This is a genomic window from Agromyces sp. 3263, from assembly GCF_031456545.1.
GTDB lineage: Bacteria > Actinomycetota > Actinomycetes > Actinomycetales > Microbacteriaceae > Agromyces.
Map to the genome: position 1 here is coordinate 648,204 of NZ_JAVDUV010000002.1, position 17,931 is coordinate 666,134.

The window sequence follows — 17,931 nt, forward strand, 5'->3', positions numbered from 1 at the left end:
AGGCCTTGACAGGTACCGCCCCGAGCCGCCATCCGCGCGCGTACGCCGGCGCGCGGAGGCACGTCAGGCGTCGACGCCGACGGCGCTCACGGTGCGATCGATGGTGCACTGGCCGAGCACTCGGGTGCCGACGTAGACGACGGCCGTCTGCCCCGGGGCGACCCCGTCGAGCGGATGCGACGGCGTGACGACGAGCTCGCCGTCGGTCACCACCGCCACCGCGGGCGCGGGATCGGCGTGGGCGCGGATCTGCACCTCGCAGGCGAACGGCGTCGACGCATCGGCAGGGGGAAGTCCGGCCCACGTGTAGCGGGAGCCCGCGATCTCGGCGGTCGCGAGCGCCTCCTTCGGGCCGACGACGACGGTGTTCTCCTTCGGCCGCACCTCGAGCACGAAGCGAGGACGCCCATCGGGCGCGGGCGTGCCGAGGTGCAGTCCCCGACGCTGGCCGACGGTGTAGGCGTGCGCTCCCTCGTGGGATCCGACCACCTCTCCCGAGCGGTCGACGATGTCGCCCTGCTCGACGCCGACGCGCTCGGCGAGCCAGCCCTTCGTGTCGCCGTCGGGGATGAAGCAGATGTCGTGCGAGTCGGGCTTCTGCGCGACCGAGAGTCCGCGTCGTGCCGCCTCTTCGCGCACGAGCTGCTTCGAGGGAGTGTCGCCGAGCGGGAAGTAGGCGTGGGCAAGCTGCTCGGCGGTCAGCACGCCGAGCACGTAGCTCTGGTCCTTCGCCCACGCGCTCGCCCGGTGCAGTTCGCGGTTGCCCGCGGCATCCGTGACGATCGTGGCGTAATGGCCGGTCGCCACGGCGTCGAACCCGAGCGCGAGCGCCTTCTCGAGCAGGGCGGCGAACTTGATGCGCTCGTTGCAGCGCATGCACGGGTTGGGGGTGCGGCCGGCGGAGTACTCGGCGATGAAGTCGTCGACGACGTCGGCCTTGAACCGCTCGGAGAAGTCCCACACGTAGTACGGGATGCCGAGCACGTTCGCGGCACGCTGGGCGTCCATCGAGTCCTCGATGGTGCAGCACCCTCGACTGCCGGTGCGCAGCGTGCCGGGCATGCGGCTGAGCGCCAGGTGCACGCCGACCACCTCGTGACCGGCGTCCACCGCGCGCGCCGCAGCCACGGCGCTGTCGACGCCGCCGCTCATCGCTGCCAGGACCTTCACCCGTCCAGTGTAGGCAGGCCTGCCTGAGCGGATGCCCCTGAGCGGCCGCCCTCGAGCGGATCCCTCGGAGGGATGCCCAGGGCCGAGGGTCGACCGGATGCCTCCGGGCCGTCCTCAGCGATCGAAGGAGGTCGCCCGGCCGGCGAGCCCCGCCTTCGCGGCCTGGGCGTGGGCGCGGGGCAGCGCGGCGAGGAATGCGGTGACGTCGTCGTCGGTGGAGGCGTGCCCCAGCGTGATGCGCAGTGCACCCCGTGCGTCGGCCTCCGAGCGCCCCATCGCCATGAGCACGTGCGACGGCTCGGGCACGCCGGCCTGGCACGCCGAGCCGGTGGACACGGCGACTCCGGCGGCATCGAGGAGGAAGAGGAGCGAGTCGCCCTCGCACCCGGGGAACGAGAGATGCACGTTGCCGGGCAGGCGTCCGGCCGCGTCGGGGTCGCCCGAGAGTCGGGCGTCGGGCACCGCGGCGAGCGCGCCGCGGATGAGCCGGTCGCGCAGCGCCGCCATGCGCCGCGCGTCGTCGTCGAGCCGGTCGTGTACGGCGACGGCGGCGGCGGCGAACGAGGCGGCCGCGGCGACGTCCTGCGTGCCCGAGCGGACCTTCCGCTGCTGTCCGCCGCCGTGGATGAGCGGCTCGACGGCGGCCGTGCGGTCGAGCACGAGCGCGCCGATGCCGGCGGGGCCGCCGATCTTGTGCGCGGAGACGCTGAGGGCGACGAGACCGCCGCCGGCCGGCGCATCCGTCGCCCGCCGCAGCGCGTGAACGTCGATCGACACCTGGCCGTAGGCCGCGATCGCGTCGACGTGGAGGGGCACGCCGGCGCGCGCGGTGAGGCGGGCGACCTCCTCGACCGGCTGGATCGTGCCGACCTCGTTGTTGGCCCACAGCATGGTGACGAGGGCGACGGACGCCGCGTCCCGGGCGAGCTCGGCCTCGAGCACGTCGAGCCGCAGCCGCCCGAGCTCGTCGAGCGGCAGTTCGACGACGACGGCGCCCTCGTGGACGGCGAGCCACTCGACGGTGTCGACGGTCGCGTGGTGCTCACCGGCGGGCACGAGGATGCGTGGCCTCGACGCCCGGCCCGCTCCGCTGCCCTGCCGGCTCCACCAGAGGCCCTTGACGGCGAGGTTCACGGCTTCAGTTCCGTTGCCCGTGAAGACGAGCTCGATGCCGTCGGCGCCGAGCGTGGCCGCGATGCGCTCACGCGCCTCCTCGAGCAGTCGCTTCGCCTGCTGGCCGGCGCTGTGGATCGACGACGGATTCCCGACCACGGCGAGCGCGGCGGTGAGCGCCTCGATCGCCTCGGGCCGCATCGGCGTGGTCGCGGCGTGGTCGAGGTACACCATGCGCACCACTCCTCTCACTCCCGGACTGGGAGCGCTTGCACACGAACTACTGTAGATCGCATGCCTGCCGCCGACCCCCTCCGCGACCTCGGCGTCCGCGCGGGCGCCGACGGCGGGACGATCCGGGTCTGGTCCGAGCACGCGACCTCCGTCGATCTCGAGGTGTTCGCGAACGGCGACCTGGCGTGGGCGGTCGAGCGCACGCCGCTGGTGCGCGGGGCCCACGGGGTGTGGGAGGCGTCGTCGACGGCGCTCGTTCCCGGCGCCCGCTATGGGCTCCGCGTCGACGGGCCAGCGGGCTCCGACCACGCGTTCAACCCGGCGCACACCCTGCTCGACCCCTATGCCCGGGGCCTCGCGCCCGTGGCCGACGGATCGTGGCGCGGCGTCGCCCTCGCGCCACTCGCCGAGAGCGGGTTCGAGTGGGGCGGCATCGCGAAGCCGCGCGTGCCGCTCGACCACACCGTCGTGTACGAGACCCACGTGCGCGGGTTCTCCAAGCTCAACGAGACGATCCCCGAGCCGCTGCGCGGCACCTACGCCGGCCTCGCGCACGATGCATCGCTCGAGTACCTGACGGGCCTCGGCATCACCACCGTCGAGCTGCTGCCCGTGCACGCGTTCGTGTCCGAGCAGCGCCTCGTGCGCCAGGGGCGGCTCAACTACTGGGGCTACAACACCCTCGCCTTCTTCGCCGCGCACGCGCCGTACGCCTCGGCCGCTGCACAGGCGGAGGGCGCCGGGGCGGTGCGGCGTGAGTTCGCCGGCATGGTGCGACGGCTTCACGAGGCCGGCCTCGAGGTCGTGCTCGACGTCGTCTACAACCACACCGCCGAAGAAGGCCGGCAGGGACCGACGTACTCGTTCCGCGGCATCGACAACGCGTCGTACTACCGGCACGATGCACACGGCAGGTACGTCGACACGACCGGCTGCGGCAACACGCTCGACGTGGGCCATGTCGCCGCCCAGCGCCTCGTGCTCGACTCCATGCGGTACTTCGCCGACGAGCTGCAGGTCGACGGATTCCGCCTCGACCTGGCGGCGACCCTCGGCCGCGACGACCACGGCGTGTACACGCCCGAGCACCCGCTGCTGCGCGCCATGCTCGAGGATCCCGTGCTGAGCACCGCGAAGCTCATCGCCGAACCCTGGGACGTCGGCCCGGGCGGCTGGCAGACCGGCAACTTCCCCGCGGGGTTCAGCGAGTGGAACGACCGCTACCGCGACCGGATGCGCGATTTCTGGCTGGGCGACCTCCGCAGGGAGCGGCAGACCGGCACGGCGGGCAGCGGCATCGGCCGCTTCGCGACCCGGCTCGCCGGCTCCTCGAACACCTTCTCCCTCGAGCGTGGCCCGCTCGCCAGCCTCAACTTCGTGACCGCACACGACGGCTTCACGCTCGCCGACCTCACGACCTTCGACGTGAAGCACAACCTCGGCAACGGCGAGCAGAACCGCGACGGCACCGACGGCAACAACTCCTACAACCACGGCGTCGAGGGCGGATCCGACGACCCGCTCGTCAACGCGGACCGGCGCCGCACGATCCGCAACCTGCTGGGGACGCTCCTGCTCTCCGCCGGGGTGCCGATGATCACAGCCGGCGACGAGTACGGCCGCACCCAGCGCGGCAACAACAACGCCTACTGCCACGACTCCGAGCTCACGTGGCTGTCGTGGCGCGACGACGAGCGCGACGCGAGCATCCTCGAGACCACGAGGCGGCTCCTGCGCGTGCGCGAGGAGAACCCGGCGATCCGGCCGGTGCGGTTCGGCCGCCTCGGCGAGACCACCCCGAGCGCGTCGCAGATGGACTGGTTCACCGCCGAGGGCACCACCATGACCATCGACGACTGGCACTCGCCCGAGGAGCGCACCCTGCAGTACCTCGCGGCGTCGACGCCCGAGTTCGAGGCGTTCAACCGCATCCTGCTCGTCGTGCATGCGCACGGCGCGCCGACCGAGGTGGTGCTGCCCGACCACCCGGGCGTCACGGGCTACACCCTGCTCTGGGACTCGGCGGGCGAGCAGCCCGTCGACGATCCCACCGAGCATGCGCCGGGCGAGCGCATCCCGATCCCCGCGCTCTCGATGCACCTCTTCCGCGCCCACGGCGACCAGCCGGACGTCGTGTCCGGGGCCGTCTGATGGCCAGGCGCACGGATGCGACGGCGGGCACGCCCGCCACGGTCGCGCTGGCCCGGGCCGGCATCGCGTTCACGGCGCACGCGTACGAGCACGACCCACGCGCCGCGGCCTACGGGCTCGAAGCGGCGGAGAAGCTCGGCCTCGACCCCGACCGGGTCTTCAAGACGCTCCTCGCGACGGTCGACGGCGCCCTCGCCGTGGGCATCGTGCCCGTCGCGATGCAGCTCGACCTGAAGGCGCTCGCCCAGGCCCTCGGCGGCAAGCGGGCCGAGATGGCCGATCCGGCCCTCGCCGAGCGGAAGACGGGCTACGTGGTGGGCGGCATCAGCCCGATCGGCCAGAAGACGCCCCTGCCGACCGTGCTCGACGAGTCGGCGATCCTCTGCGAGACGGTCTACGTCTCGGGCGGTCGCCGCGGCCTCGACCTCGAGCTCGCACCCGACGACCTGCTCGCCGTCACGTCGGGCCGCTACGCCGCGATCGCCCGCACCCGCTGAGTCAGCCCGCGACCGTGACGAGTCCCAGCTCGGCGGCTGAGACGAGCAGCGGATGCCGCGGCACCACCCGCACGGTGTAGCCGAACGCGCCCGCCCGGTCGAGCACGACCGTGCCGGTGTACAGGCGCTGCGCCCCGCTTCCCGGCGTGGCATCCCACCCGTCGCCCGGCTCGGGAGCCAGCGGCGTGCGACGCACCCCCTCGATCGTCTCGTCGGTGCGGCTGCGGCCGTAGACGACCTCCACGGCCACGTCGTCGGGCGAGAGCCCGTCGAGCTCCACGTAGGCGCGCAGCCGCAGCTCGTCGCCGACGTGGGGCGACTCGACGCCGCCCGACTCGACGTGCACGACCTGTACGCGCGGCCACGACGCACGGACGCGGGCATCGAACGCCGCGAGCTCGCGCGCGCCGCGGTCGGCGTCGGCTTCCACGCGGGCCGCCTGCTCGGCCGCCGGGCGGTACAGCTCGTCGACGTACTGGCGCACCATGCGATCCGCGCCGAGCTGCGGCACCAGCGTCGCGAGCGTCTGCCGCACCCGGCGCACCCACTCCACGGGCACCCCGTCGGCGTCGCGCTCGTAGTACCGGGTCGCGACGCGGTGCTCGAGCAGCTCGTAGAGGGCGGCTGCCTCGAGCGCATCCCGCTCGCCGGCGTCGCCGGCGGCATCCGCTGACGGGATCACCCAGCCGTAGTCGTCGCCGGCGAACTCGGCCCACCAGCCGTCGAGGATCGACAGGTTGAGGGCGCCGTTCATGGCCGCCTTCATGCCCGACGTGCCGCACGCCTCGAGCGGCCGCAGCGGGTTGTTCAGCCACACGTCGCACCCGGGATAGAGCAGTTCGGCCATGCCCATGTCGTAGTCGGGGAGGAACACGATGCGGTCGCGCAGCTCGGGCTGCTGCGCGAACTGCACGAGCTGCTGGATGAGCCGCTTGCCCTCGTCGTCGGCCGGATGCGACTTGCCGGCGATCACGAACTGCACCGGCCGCTCGGGGTTCGTCAGGATCGACTTCAGCCGCTCGGGGTCGCTCAGCATGAGCGTGAGGCGCTTGTACGTCGGCACGCGCCGGGCGAATCCGACCGTGAGCGTGTCGGGGTCGAGCACCTGGGTGAGCCACTTCGGCGCGGACGCCCCGTCGTGCTGCTCGGCCCAGGATGCGGCGAGCCTGCGTCGCGCGTCCTCGACGAGCTGCAGCCGCATCGCGCGCTTCACGGCCCAGAACTCGGCGTCGCTCACGGCGGGACTCGTCCAGTCGGCGTGCTCGGTGTCGCCCGTGCCGAGCCGGGCCTCGGCCAGGCCGAGCAGGGCGGGGTCGGTCCAGGTCGGCGCGTGCACGCCGTTCGTGATCGACGTGATCGGCACCTCGTCGGCGTCGAATCCCGGCCACAGGTCGCCGAACATGCGGCGGCTGACCTGCCCGTGCAGCTTCGAGACGCCGTTCGCACGCTGCGCGAGACGGAGGCCCATGACCGCCATGTTGAACGCGCTGGTCGACGGATCGGCCCCGGGCTCCACCCCGAGCGCGAGCGCATCGGCCGGGTCGACGCCCGGCAGCAGCGAGCTCGTGAGATACCGCGCGACGAGGGCGCGGTCGAAGCGGTCGATGCCCGCTGGCACGGGCGTGTGCGTCGTGAAGACGGTGCCTGCGCGCACGAGCTGCAGGGCCTCGGCGAACGTGCAGCCGTCGGCGATGTGCGTCGCGATGCGCTCGAGGCCGAGGAATCCGGCATGGCCCTCGTTCATGTGGAACACGTCGGGCGCGGGCCCGCCGCGGAGCTCGGTGAAGGCGCGCACCGCCCGCGCCCCGCCGATGCCGAGGAGCAGTTCCTGCAGGAGCCGGTGCTCGCCGCCGCCGCCGTAGAGGCGGTCGGTGACCGAGCGCAGCTCGTCGGTGTTCGCCGGGATGTCCGTGTCGAGCATGAGCAGCGTGATGCGTCCCACCGCCGCCCTCCAGACCCGGGCGTGCAGCGACGCCTCGTCGGGGAGCGCGAGCGTGACCTGCACGGGCGAGCCGTCGGGTCGACGGAGGACCGACAGCGGCAGGCCGTCGGGATCCAGCACGGGATACCGCTCCTGCTGCCAGCCGTCGGGCGAGATGGACTGCGCGAAGTAGCCGGCCTTGTAGAACAGGCCCACGCCGATGAGCGGCACCCCCAGGTCGGAGGCCGCCTTCAGGTGGTCGCCGGCGAGGATGCCGAGGCCGCCCGAGTACTGCGGCAGGGCCGCCGTGATGCCGAACTCGGGCGAGAAGTACGCCACGGCACGCGGTGCGTCCGTTCCGAGCGACTGGAACCAGCGAGGCTGCGACAGGTAGTCGCGAAGGCTCGCACGTTCGCCCTCCGCCCACTCCACGTATCCCGCGTCGGCGGCGAGCTCGTCGAGCCTCGCCGGATCGACCTCGCCGAGGAACGCGCCGGGATCACGTCGGGTCGAGCGCCACAGCTCGGGGTCGATGTGCTCGAACAGGCGCTTCGTCGGCTCGTGCCACGACCACCGGAGGTTGCCGGCGAGCTCCTCGAGGGCGGCCAAGGAGCCCGGCACGACGGCACGGACGGTGAACTTGCGGATCGGCTTCACGCGCTCCACCCTAGGTCGCCGGCGTGACGAATGCGTGAACGGGCCGTTCGGCCGGCATCGGCATGCCGCGGCGTCAACCACGCGCGAGGCGACGTGATCCGCGCTACGGTCGGAAGGTGACCTCCCGAGACGTACTGGCCGGCCGGATCCCGGTGACCCGGGTCACCCCCGCCCTCCCCGACGACCGCTGGAGACCCAAGGCCTTCGAGGGCGAGGTGGTGCCGTTCCGCGCCACGGTGTTCCGCGAGGGCCACGACCAGGTCGGCGCGATGCTCGTGCTGACGAGCCCGTCGGGCACCGTGCGCCACGTGCGGATGTCGCCCCTCACGGCGGGCACCGACCGGTGGGAGGCCTGGGTGCTCCTCGACGAGCGCGGCATCTGGCGCTGGCACGTCACCGGCTTCGACGACGAGATCGCCACCTGGCGGCATGACGCGGCCCTGAAGATCGACGCCGGCGTCGACGCCGAGCTGATGTACGAGATCGGCGCACGCCTCCTCGATCGGGCCGCCGCCGAGAAGGCGCGGCCCATCGCGGCGCGCCGCAGGCTCACGGCCCTCGCGGCCGCGCTGCGCGACGATGCGGCATCCGTCGACGATCGCCGGCCCCTCCTCGACGCACCGGCGCTCGACGTCTTCACCGCCTGGCCGCTCGCCGAGCTCACGAGCGACTCGCCCGAGCACGAGATCCTCGTCGAGCGGCGCCGCGCCGGAGTCGGTTCCTGGTACGAGTTCTTCCCCCGCTCGGAGGGCGCGCGCCGGCTGAAGGACGGCAGCTGGAAGAGCGGCACGTTCCGCACGGCGATGAAGCGGCTCGACGGCGTCGCGGCGATGGGCTTCGACGTGGTGTACCTGCCGCCGATCCACCCGATCGGGGTGACGAACCGAAAGGGCCGCAACAACACCCTCGATCCCGGGCCGAACGATCCCGGCTCGCCCTGGGCGATCGGCGGAGCCGCGGGCGGGCATGACGCCGTGCACCCCGATCTCGGCACCCTGGCCGACTTCCGCGCCTTCGTGCGGCGCGCGGCCGCCCTCGGCATGGAGGTCGCCCTCGACCTCGCGCTGCAGGCCTCCCCCGATCACCCGTGGGTGGCGGAGCATCCCGACTGGTTCACGCAGTTGCCCGACGGCACCATCCGCTACGCCGAGAACCCGCCGAAGAAGTACCAGGACATCTATCCGGTGAACTTCGACGACGACCCCGAGGGCATCTTCGTCGAGGTGCTGCGCATCGTCCGGCACTGGATGAAGCAGGGCGTGAAGATCTTCCGCGTGGACAACCCCCACACCAAGCCGCTCATGTTCTGGGAGCGGCTCATCGGCGCCGTCAACGCCGAGGACCCCGACGTGGTGTTCCTCGCCGAGGCGTTCACCCGCCCGGCGATGATGCAGGCGCTCGCCATGGCGGGCTTCCAGCAGTCCTACTCCTACTTCACGTGGCGCAACACCAAGGAGGAGCTCGAGGAGTTCCTCACCTCGGTGTCGCAGGAGACGGCCGACTTCATGCGGCCGAACCTCTTCGTGAACACGCCCGACATCCTCACCGAGTACCTCCAGTTCGGCGGCCCGGCCGCGTTCACGGTACGCGCGACGATCGCCGCGACCGCGGCGCCCACGTGGGGCGTCTACGCGGGCTTCGAGCTCTTCGAGTCGGTGGCCAGGCCGGGGGCCGAGGAGGCCATCGACAACGAGAAGTACGAGTACAAGCCACGCGATTTCGCGGCCGCCGAGGCCGAGGGCCGCTCGCTCGCCCTGTACCTCGGCATCCTCAACGCGATCCGCGCCGCGCACCCCGCGCTCGGGCAATTGCGCAACATCCGCTTCCACGCCAGCGAGGATGACGCCGTGGTCGTGTACTCCAAGCACCTCCCGGGCCGGTTCACGCCCGACGGGCGCGACGACACCGTCATCGTGGTCGCGAACGTCGACCCGCACTCCGTGAGGGAGACCACCGTGCACCTCGATCTCGCCGCCATCGGGCTCACCCCCGGCATCCGATTCGAGGTGGAGGACCTCGTCACCGGTGATCGCTGGGACTGGGGCGACGCCAACTACGTGCGCCTCGACGCCTTCACGCGACCGGCGCACATCCTGCACGTGGTGCGAGGCAGCGATGACTGAGCGGATGCCGAAGGCGGGCCCCGCGGTCGACGACGCGCAGCTCGTCGCCGTCGCCGAGGGACGACACGCCGATCCGCACTCGGTGCTCGGCCAGCACGGCTTCGAGCTGGCCGGCACGCCCGGCGTGCACACGGTCATCCGCACGCGGCGGCCGCTCGCCGACCGCGTCGACGCGCTGCTCGACGGCGGGGACGTGCTGCCGCTCGAGCATGTGGGGCACGGCATCTGGGCCGGCGCCGGCGACTTCGGTCCCGTCGATTACCTGATCCGCGCTCGCTACGGCGACGACGAGTGGACGAGCGACGACCCCTACCGGTTCGCGCCGACCATCGGGGAGCTCGACCTGCACCTCATCGGCGAAGGTCGGCACGAGCAGCTCTGGCAGGTGCTCGGTGCCCACCACCGCGAGCACTGGGGTGTCGGCGGCGGTGTGCGCGGCACCTCATTCACCGTCTGGGCGCCCCGCGCCGGCGCCGTGCGCGTCGTCGGCGAGTTCAACCGCTGGGACGGCGCCGGGCATGCGATGCGGAGCATGGGCGGCACGGGGGTGTGGGAGCTGTTCGTGCCCGAGCTCGAGCCCGGAACGATCTACAAGTTCGAGATCCTGACCCCGGCCGGGCACTGGATCATGAAGGCCGACCCGATGGCCAGGCAGGCCGAGATCGCCCCGTCGACGGCGTCGGTCGTGAGCGTCAGCTCCTACGAGTGGGGCGACGGCGAGTGGATGTCGCAGCGCGCGGTCACGAATCCGCACGAGCGCCCGATGAGCACGTACGAGCTGCACCTCGGGTCCTGGCGCCCGGGCCGCGGCTACCGCGACGTCGCCGACGAGCTGATCGAGTACCTCGACTGGCTCGGGTACACGCACGTGGAGTTCATGCCGCTGGCGGAGCATCCGTTCGGCGGGTCATGGGGCTACCAGGTGACCGGCTACTACGCGATCACCTCGCGATTCGGCAGCCCCGACGACCTGAAGTACCTCATCGACCGGCTGCACCGGGCCGGCATCGGCGTGATCATGGACTGGGTTCCGGGCCACTTCCCGAAGGACGACTGGGCGCTGGCGCGGTTCGACGGCGAGCCGCTGTACGAGCATCCCGACCCCCGTCGTGGTGAGCAGAAGGACTGGGGCACCTACGTCTTCGACTTCGGCAACCCGCGCGTGCGCAACTTCCTCGTCGCCAACGCGCTGTTCTGGCTCGAGGAGATGCACGTGGACGGGCTCCGCGTCGACGCGGTCGCCTCGATGCTGTACCTCGACTACTCCCGCGAGGACGGCGAGTGGCTGCCGAACCAGTACGGCGGCCGCGAGCACCTCGAAGCCATCTCGTTCCTGCAGGAGGCCACGGCGACGGCGTACAAGCGCAACCCCGGCATCGTCATGATCGCCGAGGAGTCGACGTCATGGCCGGGCGTGACCGCGCCCACGTCGTCAGGGGGCCTCGGCTTCGGCTTCAAGTGGAACATGGGCTGGATGCACGACACGCTGCAGTACATCTCGAAGGACCCGATGTACCGCGCGCACCATCATCACGACCTCACCTTCTCGTTCCTCTATGCGTTCAGCGAGCACTTCGTGCTGCCGATCAGCCACGACGAGGTCGTGCACGGCAAGGGCTCGCTCATCCGCAAGATGCCGGGCGACCACTGGCAGCAGCTCGCCAACGTGCGCGCCTACCTGTCGTACATGTGGGCGCACCCGGGCAAGCAACTGCTCTTCATGGGCCAGGAGTTCGGCCAGCTCTCGGAGTGGAGCGAGGAGCGCGGCCTCGACTGGTGGATCCTCGACCAGCCCTCGCACCGCCAGCTCGCCGAGTTCGTGGGGGCGCTGAACCGCACCTACCGTGAGACCGCGGCGCTGTGGCAGCTCGACGACGACGCCTCGGGGTTCGAGTGGGTCGAAGGCGGCGCGGCGAACGAGAACGTGATCGCGTTCATCCGGTACGACCGCGACCGCCGGCCGCTCCTCTGCGTGGTCAACTTCGCGGGCCGGCCGCACGAGGGCTTCCGCCTCGGCCTCCCGTCCGCCGGGCGCTGGATCGAGGTCCTGAACTCGGATGCCGCGGAGTTCGGCGGCTCGGGCGTCGGCAACCTCGGCGGGGTCGAGGCGACGGACGACCCGTGGTCGGGCCGACCGGCGTCGGCGTCGTTCACGCTGCCCCCGCTCGCGGCCGTCTGGTTCCGGCTGGAGCGCTGAGGCGTTGCGCGGCCCGGCTTCGCCGGTGACGCGTCAGCCTCGCCGGTGGCGCGTCAGCTTGGCCGGTGGCGCGTCAGCCTCGCCGGTGGCGCGTCAGTAGAGCAGGTTCGTGAGCCGCCGGCGCGCCGCGATCACGCGGGGGTCGTCGGTGCCCACGACCTCGAACAGCTCCACGAGCCGCTCGCGCACGGCACGCTTGCCGTCGGCGTCGAGCTTGGGGAACAGCGTCAGCAGGCGGTCGAACGCGTCGTCGATGTGCCCGCCCGACAGGTCGAGGTCGGCGACGTCGAGCTGCGCCTCGAGGTCGTCGGGTGCCGAGGCGGCCGCATTTCGGATGGCGTCGAGGGTCTTGCCCTGCAGGCGCCACAGCAGGTTCGCCTGCGCCAGGCCGGCGACGGCGAGCGAGTCGCGCGGGTCCTGCGCGATGGCCGTGCGGTACGCGGATGCCGCGGCCTCGAAGTCGCCGCGCTCGATGGCGTCGTACGCCTCCTGGTGCAGCGGGGGCAGCGGCGGCTCGACGGGTTCGGCCGGGCCTTCCCCGGGATCGCCGCCCGCCTCGACGTGGCCGGAGACGCCGTGCTGGGCTCCGAGCTCGAGCAGCTGGTCGAAGACCTGCTCGATGACGTCGTCGGGCTGTACGCCGGCGAACAGCGGCACGGGCTGGCCGGCGACCACGGCGACCACGGTGGGGATCGCCTGCGCCTGGAACGCCTGCACGAGTTGCGGACTGCGATCGGCGTCGGCGGCGGCGAGCACGAGGCGACCCTCGCGCGCCCGCACGAGCCGGTCGAGGGTCTCGACGAGGGCGATCGACTGCTCGCTCCACGAGGCCCACAGCACGACCACGACGGGAACGGTGCGCGAGAGTTCGAGCGTGGCGCCGAAGGCGGCGTCATCCGTCTCGAACACGATCGCGTCGCCCGTTCCGGCCGACGGGTCGGCGCCGCCGGGCTGCCGCTGCGCCGGCGGGCGCTGCACGAGGGAGGACAGGTCGACGGCGCCGCGAAGGCCGCTCGGCTGGATGGGGTCGCTCACGGTATCTCCGATGCTCCGATCAGGCTCTCGGACCAGCCGAGGAGGCGGATCTTCTCGTCCGAGCCCACGCCCGGCACGTAGAACAGCAACTGCACGCCGATGACGCGCTGCACGCCCTTGGCGCTCTTGTCGACGAAGCCCGAGAGGGCCCGGCCCGGCGCGCCCTCCTGGAACCCGATGGTGCCGCCGTCGTTCGGCGTGACCTTCTCGGTCTGCTCGATCGACACGCTGACGAGGGCGCCCGAGTCGTTCGTGGCGAGCGCCACGGTGGGGCTCGCCCCGACGGCGTTCGAGAACGCGACATCCGCCGTCGGGGGAAGCGCATCGCTGATGGCCTGCTGGCCGGTCGGCCCGAGCTGCTCGCGGAGCGCGTCGCCCTCTGCGTCGAACATCGTCGCGAACTCCGAGGCGTCGCCCTTCAGGAGCACGTCCGCGTAGGCCGCAGCGACCTGTCCGGGCTCCATGACGAGGCCCTTGAACTCCGGCGAGATGAGCGGTGCGCCGATCGAGGCCGGGGCGACCTCCGGCACGTCCGCGTCGGGTGCCAGCGACATGGCGTAGACGATCTTGTAGTTGTCGCGCGGGGTCGCCTGCTGGAGCACCAGCGCGGTCGGCGCCACGGTCGGGTCGTCGCTGTTCGTCGCGATGGTGAGCACCGTGCGGCCGCTGGCCGGCCAGCCCGCCACCTGCTGCGGGAGGGTCAGCGTGAGCGGCGACGCCGGGATCGGTGGCAGCGCGGGGTGGTCGGGCAGGGTGCCGCGGATCGCGTAGTTGGCCTGGCGCGCGGCCAGCGCGGGCCCGGTGAAGCGCGCGGTGAGTCCCTGGGCGTCGAGCGCGGAGTCGGTCTCGGTCGTCGACACCGCGATGCTGCGCATGATGCGCTCCATCTGCGGCACGGTCACGGCCGGCTCCATCTCGTCCTCGGCTGCGGCGTCGTCCGTGGCCGGCGCATCCGTGGGAACCGGGGTCTCGGTGGCCGCGGCGGTCGTCGGCGGCGCCTGGTCGAACGTGGGCCAGTAGTCGGAGGAGCACGCGCTGAGCGCGATGGCCGGCAGCACGACGAGCGGCACGAGTGCGACCCGCTTGGCACCGCCGACGGCACGCCGACCGCTCACCTGGCTGCGTCGGAGCGCCGGCGGCTTCGGCGCGCTGGGCAGCTTGCCCCTGCCGCGCGGGCCGGTGGGGAGGTTGCGTCGGGGCCCGCGCGACCGGCGGTGGTGCACGAAGCCCGAGACGAGCAGGGCGATGCCGCCGAGGAACACGAGCGCGCCACCGGCGAGCAGCGGGCCCGCCCACGGTGTCGAGTTGTCGAGCGGCCAGGCGATCGTGATGGCGTCGGGGGCCGGAGCGGTGCCGTCGCTCGCGAGCAGCACCGAGATGTCGTCGGGCACGTCGATGGTGGTGGAGATGGTGCGCTCCGCGGTGAACTCGTCGAGCCAGAGGTCCGATCCCGACGGCGAGGCGGCCGGGTCGGCGACCGGCTCGGTCGCGGCATCCGTCGCTGGCGCGTCAGGCGTCGGAGGGATGGTCGGATCGGTCGTCGCGGCGGCATCGTCGGCCGGCTCGGGCTCGACCGTCTCACTCGTGAATCGCTCTGCGTCGGCGTCGTAGTGCACGCTCGTGTAGGGCGAGTCGCCGATCCACGCCGCGACGTCGGTGTCGCGCCCGTAGGCCACGAAGACCGTGTCGGGACCCGAGACGGTGATCGTCTGCTTGCCCGCGTAGGCGCCGAGGGCGTCGGGTTCGATGACCGTGTAGGCGGCGTCGGAATCGACCTCCGTCGACAGCACGACACGGTCGGGGTCGAGGAAGACGGTGCGCTGGGCGATGCCGAACCCGATCATCACGGCCGCAGCGATGAACGCCACGATTGCGAGGGCGAAGCGCACGAAGAAACCTCCGGTGCCGCGATCCGCGGCTTCGAACAGGGACGCTCCACATTACCGGCGCAGTCTGAGAGAGTGCCAACCGCCACCTGTGCGCGCAGTGCGTCCGGCCGCACGATGCCGCGGCACCGATGCCCCGGATCCCGCGTGCGCACGCGGGCGCGGGTGCCCGTACAATCGACACGACCCGCACGAGCCCCCACGAACGCGGGACAAACCCCGGAGGAAGAATTGGCTGTCGAAGAGACCGAGTTCACGCAGGTGTTCCGCGGATACGACAAGGACGAAGTCGACAAGAGCATCAACGGGCTCCGACGCGACATCATCAACACGAACACCCAGCTCGCCGAGCAGGCCAAGGAGAACAAGCGTCTCCACGCCCGCATCGAGGAACTGACCGCCGAACTCGAAGAGGTCGGCAGCCCGACCTTCTCCGGCCTCGGGACCAAGCTCGAGAACACCCTCCGCGTCGCCGAGGAGCAGTCGACGCGGCTCATCGCCCAGGCCGACATCGACGCCGAGAAGCTGCGCCGTTCCGCCGAGGACGAGGCGCACCTCATGCGCTCCGACGCGCACGAACTCGCCGAGCGCACCCTCACCGAGGCCCGCGCCCAGGCCAACCGCACGCTCGAGAACGCCCGGGCCGAGGCCGACGACATGGTCTCCCGCGCACACGAGGCGAGCGAGCAGCTCCGCCAGGAGGCGGCCCGCGACGCCGCCGCCATCCGCGGCGCCGTGGCCACCGAGGCCGCCGAGCTCCGCTCGAGCGCCAAGCGCGAGTCGGCCGCGACCATCTCGGCCGCGGAGAAGAAGGCCGCCGAGATCCTCGTCGCCGCGAACGCCGAGGCGAACGAGGCACGTGCCACCGCCGCCGGCCTCGCGCAGGAGACCGAGCAGACCCGTGCCGAGGTCGCCATCGAGCTCGACCGGGCCCGGGCGGAGCTCGCCAAGGAAACCGAGCAGGCGCGTATCGACCTGGCCCGCGACACCGAGCAGTCCCGGCTCGACCTCGAGCGCGAGACCGCCGAAGCGCGGGCCGGCATCGACGCCGAGATCGCCGAGCGCCGCGCCGCGCTCGTCCACGAGCTCGAGCAGGCACGCACCGACCTCGACCGCGAACTCGAGTCGAGCCGTGCGGCACTCGCCGAGCAGAAGGCGCAGGCCAAGGTCGACCTCGAGCGCGAGGCCGAGGCCGCGCGACTCAAGCTCCAGCACGAGCTCGAGCGCATCCGCGCCAAGCACGCCGCAGACCTCGACCAGATGCGAGCCGACCTCGCCCTCGAGCAGGAGCAGGCCCGTGCCGACTTCGATGCCGAGTCCGAGCAGGCGCGCATCGACCTCGACAACCAGCTCACCGCGATGCGCAAGAAGACCACGCACGAGGTGAACCGCATGCGCCGGGAGATCGAGAAGGCCCACCTCGACCTCGAGGCTGAGCTCTCGGCCAAGCGCGACGAGGCCGAGCAGGAGCTGCTCATCGCGCACCAGGAGGCGGTGGCCCAGACCCAGAAGTTCCTCGACGACGCCAACGCCGAGCTCGCCGATGCGGTCGCACGCACCTCCGAGAGCCGTGCGGAGGCCGACCGCCTCGAGACGCACGTGCGCACCGAGATCGCCAAGATCCGCGACAAGGCCGATGAGGAGGCCCGCGACCGCGTGGCCGCCGCGCACGACCAGGCACGCAAGCTCATCGCCGATGCCGAGGAGCGCACCCGCGCCCTCGTCGCCGACGCCGAGGACCGCCTCTCGCAGATCAAGATCGAGCGCGACGCGGTGGCGGGCTACTTTGAGAGCCTCCGAGGCGTGCTCACGCAGGCCGAGCAGGTGGCCGCGCAGGGCGCCCGCCGCTGAGCGGGGCCGCGCCGCCTCCATGAGAATCCAGAACGCGTTCAGATTCGGACTCGTCGGAACGCTCGGAGTCGGCGCCGGCCTGCTCATCCTGTTCTCGATCGCGAGCCTCTCGACGATCATCGCCTATGTCGGCGCGGCACTCTTCCTGGCCCTCGGCCTCGATCCGGCGATCAGCTGGCTCGAGCGCCGGGGGCTTCCGCGTTGGGCGGCGATCCTCATCGTGATGACCGGCGTGGGACTCCTCGTCGCGGCACTGGTGCTCGCCGTGGTCCCGATCGTGGTCGACCAGGTGAGCCAGCTCGTCGAGGAGATTCCCCTCATCGTCGACCGGGTCAACTCGCAGGAGTGGATCGAGAGCCTGAAGGACCAGTTCCCCCAGGTGCCCGTCGACGAGATCAGCCGGCAGGTCACGACCGCGGTCACCGACTTCTTCACGAATCCCGAGAAGCTGAGCGAGCTCGCCGGCGGCGTCCTGCAGGTCGCCGTCGCCATCGGCACCGGCCTGTTCGCGATCGTGATCGTGTTCATCCTCACGCTGTACTTCGCGGCATCCCTCAACGCGATGAAGCGGGGCACGTACCAGCTGGTGCCGGCCTCGAAGCGCGAGCGCTTCGCCGACCTCACCGAGCAGATCACGCAGTCCGTCGGCCGCTACGTGCTGGGACAGGCGGGGCTCGCGGCCTGCAACGGGATCGCGAGCTTCATCTTCCTCTCGATCATCCAGGCGCCCTTCCCCGCGGTCCTCGCGTTCATCGCCTTCCTGTTCTCGCTCGTCCCGCTCGTCGGCACGCTGACCGGGTCCATCCTCATCGTGCTGGTCTGCCTGATCCCCGGCCTCGGGTCGCCGCTCACCGCGCTCGTCGCGGCGATCTACTACCTGGTCTACATGCAGGTCGAGGCATACCTGCTGAGCCCCCGCATCATGAACCGCGCGGTGAAGGTCCCGGGCGCGCTCGTGGTCATCGCGGCACTGGCCGGCGGCGCGCTGCTGGGCATCCTCGGGGCGCTCATCGCGATCCCCGTCGCCGCGTCGATCCTGCTGATCATCAAGCAGGTCGTCATCCCGCACCAGAACGAGCTGTAGGGTCCCTCGCCG

The 17,931-nt window shown here is 71.8% G+C and carries 11 protein-coding genes; 6 read left to right on the plus strand and 5 right to left on the minus strand.

The window, feature by feature from the left end; genetic code table 11:
- Positions 1 to 63: 63 nt before the first annotated feature.
- A complete protein-coding gene (mnmA, locus tag J2X63_RS16365) occupies positions 64 to 1,170 on the minus strand; it encodes a tRNA 2-thiouridine(34) synthase MnmA (protein ID WP_309979159.1) in 1,107 nt (368 codons plus the stop codon).
- Between the two features lie 114 nt (positions 1,171 to 1,284).
- Complete coding sequence (locus J2X63_RS16370) at positions 1,285 to 2,517, minus strand: cysteine desulfurase family protein (RefSeq protein ID WP_309979160.1); 1,233 nt, start codon at positions 2,515 to 2,517, stop codon at positions 1,285 to 1,287.
- Between the two features lie 60 nt (positions 2,518 to 2,577).
- Here J2X63_RS16370 and glgX point away from each other — a divergent pair, with 60 nt between their 5' ends.
- Both glgX and ybaK read left to right on the plus strand, forming a co-directional pair.
- Positions 2,578 to 4,668, plus strand: a complete 2,091-nt coding sequence (gene glgX, locus J2X63_RS16375) for a glycogen debranching protein GlgX (RefSeq protein WP_309979162.1) — start codon at positions 2,578 to 2,580, stop codon at positions 4,666 to 4,668.
- Positions 4,668 to 5,165 (plus strand): Cys-tRNA(Pro) deacylase, encoded by a 498-nt coding sequence (ybaK, locus tag J2X63_RS16380; protein ID WP_309979164.1) that lies wholly within the window; start codon positions 4,668 to 4,670, stop codon positions 5,163 to 5,165. The genes glgX and ybaK overlap by 1 nt, the downstream gene beginning before the upstream one ends.
- Position 5,166: 1 nt before the next feature.
- On the opposite strand, the gene glgP is transcribed toward ybaK, so the two are convergent.
- A complete protein-coding gene (glgP, locus tag J2X63_RS16385; protein WP_309979166.1) occupies positions 5,167 to 7,743 on the minus strand; it encodes an alpha-glucan family phosphorylase in 2,577 nt (858 codons plus the stop codon).
- Between the two features lie 62 nt (positions 7,744 to 7,805).
- Here glgP and J2X63_RS16390 point away from each other — a divergent pair, with 62 nt between their 5' ends.
- Complete coding sequence (locus tag J2X63_RS16390) at positions 7,806 to 9,866, plus strand: maltotransferase domain-containing protein (protein WP_309979168.1); 2,061 nt, start codon at positions 7,806 to 7,808, stop codon at positions 9,864 to 9,866.
- On the plus strand, positions 9,859 to 12,063 hold the full coding sequence (glgB, locus tag J2X63_RS16395) for a 1,4-alpha-glucan branching protein GlgB (protein ID WP_309979171.1): 2,205 nt from the start codon (positions 9,859 to 9,861) through the stop codon (positions 12,061 to 12,063). The genes J2X63_RS16390 and glgB overlap by 8 nt, the downstream gene beginning before the upstream one ends.
- A 93-nt stretch (positions 12,064 to 12,156) precedes the next feature.
- Here the strand turns inward: glgB and J2X63_RS16400 are convergent, their stop codons facing one another.
- Both J2X63_RS16400 and J2X63_RS16405 read right to left on the minus strand, forming a co-directional pair.
- The gene (locus J2X63_RS16400) at positions 12,157 to 13,098 is read right to left on the minus strand and encodes a tetratricopeptide repeat protein (RefSeq protein ID WP_309979173.1); all 942 of its coding nucleotides are present in this window, start codon (positions 13,096 to 13,098) and stop codon (positions 12,157 to 12,159) included.
- A complete protein-coding gene (locus J2X63_RS16405) occupies positions 13,095 to 14,987 on the minus strand; it encodes a hypothetical protein (protein WP_309979176.1) in 1,893 nt (630 codons plus the stop codon). Before J2X63_RS16405 ends, J2X63_RS16400 begins: the two co-directional genes overlap by 4 nt.
- Before the next feature lie 228 nt (positions 14,988 to 15,215).
- Between J2X63_RS16405 and J2X63_RS16410 the strand changes: the two genes are divergently transcribed.
- Together J2X63_RS16410 and J2X63_RS16415 are read left to right on the plus strand one after the other, a co-directional pair.
- Positions 15,216 to 16,835, plus strand: coding sequence for a DivIVA domain-containing protein (locus J2X63_RS16410; RefSeq protein WP_309979177.1), 1,620 nt, complete (start codon positions 15,216 to 15,218; stop codon positions 16,833 to 16,835).
- A gap of 19 nt (positions 16,836 to 16,854) precedes the next feature.
- A complete protein-coding gene (locus J2X63_RS16415; protein WP_309979179.1) occupies positions 16,855 to 17,919 on the plus strand; it encodes an AI-2E family transporter in 1,065 nt (354 codons plus the stop codon).
- Positions 17,920 to 17,931 lie beyond the last annotated feature (12 nt).

Coding starts and splice junctions, on each gene's coding strand:
- J2X63_RS16415 (WP_309979179.1), top strand. CDS start 16,855: ATGAGAATCCAGAACGCGTTCAGATTCGGACTCGTCGGAACGCTCGGA.
- J2X63_RS16390 (WP_309979168.1), top strand. CDS start 7,806: ATGCCGCGGCGTCAACCACGCGCGAGGCGACGTGATCCGCGCTACGGT.
- ybaK (WP_309979164.1), top strand. CDS start 4,668: ATGGCCAGGCGCACGGATGCGACGGCGGGCACGCCCGCCACGGTCGCG.
- glgB (WP_309979171.1), top strand. CDS start 9,859: ATGACTGAGCGGATGCCGAAGGCGGGCCCCGCGGTCGACGACGCGCAG.
- J2X63_RS16370 (WP_309979160.1), bottom strand. CDS start 2,517: ATGGTGTACCTCGACCACGCCGCGACCACGCCGATGCGGCCCGAGGCG.
- glgX (WP_309979162.1), top strand. CDS start 2,578: ATGCCTGCCGCCGACCCCCTCCGCGACCTCGGCGTCCGCGCGGGCGCC.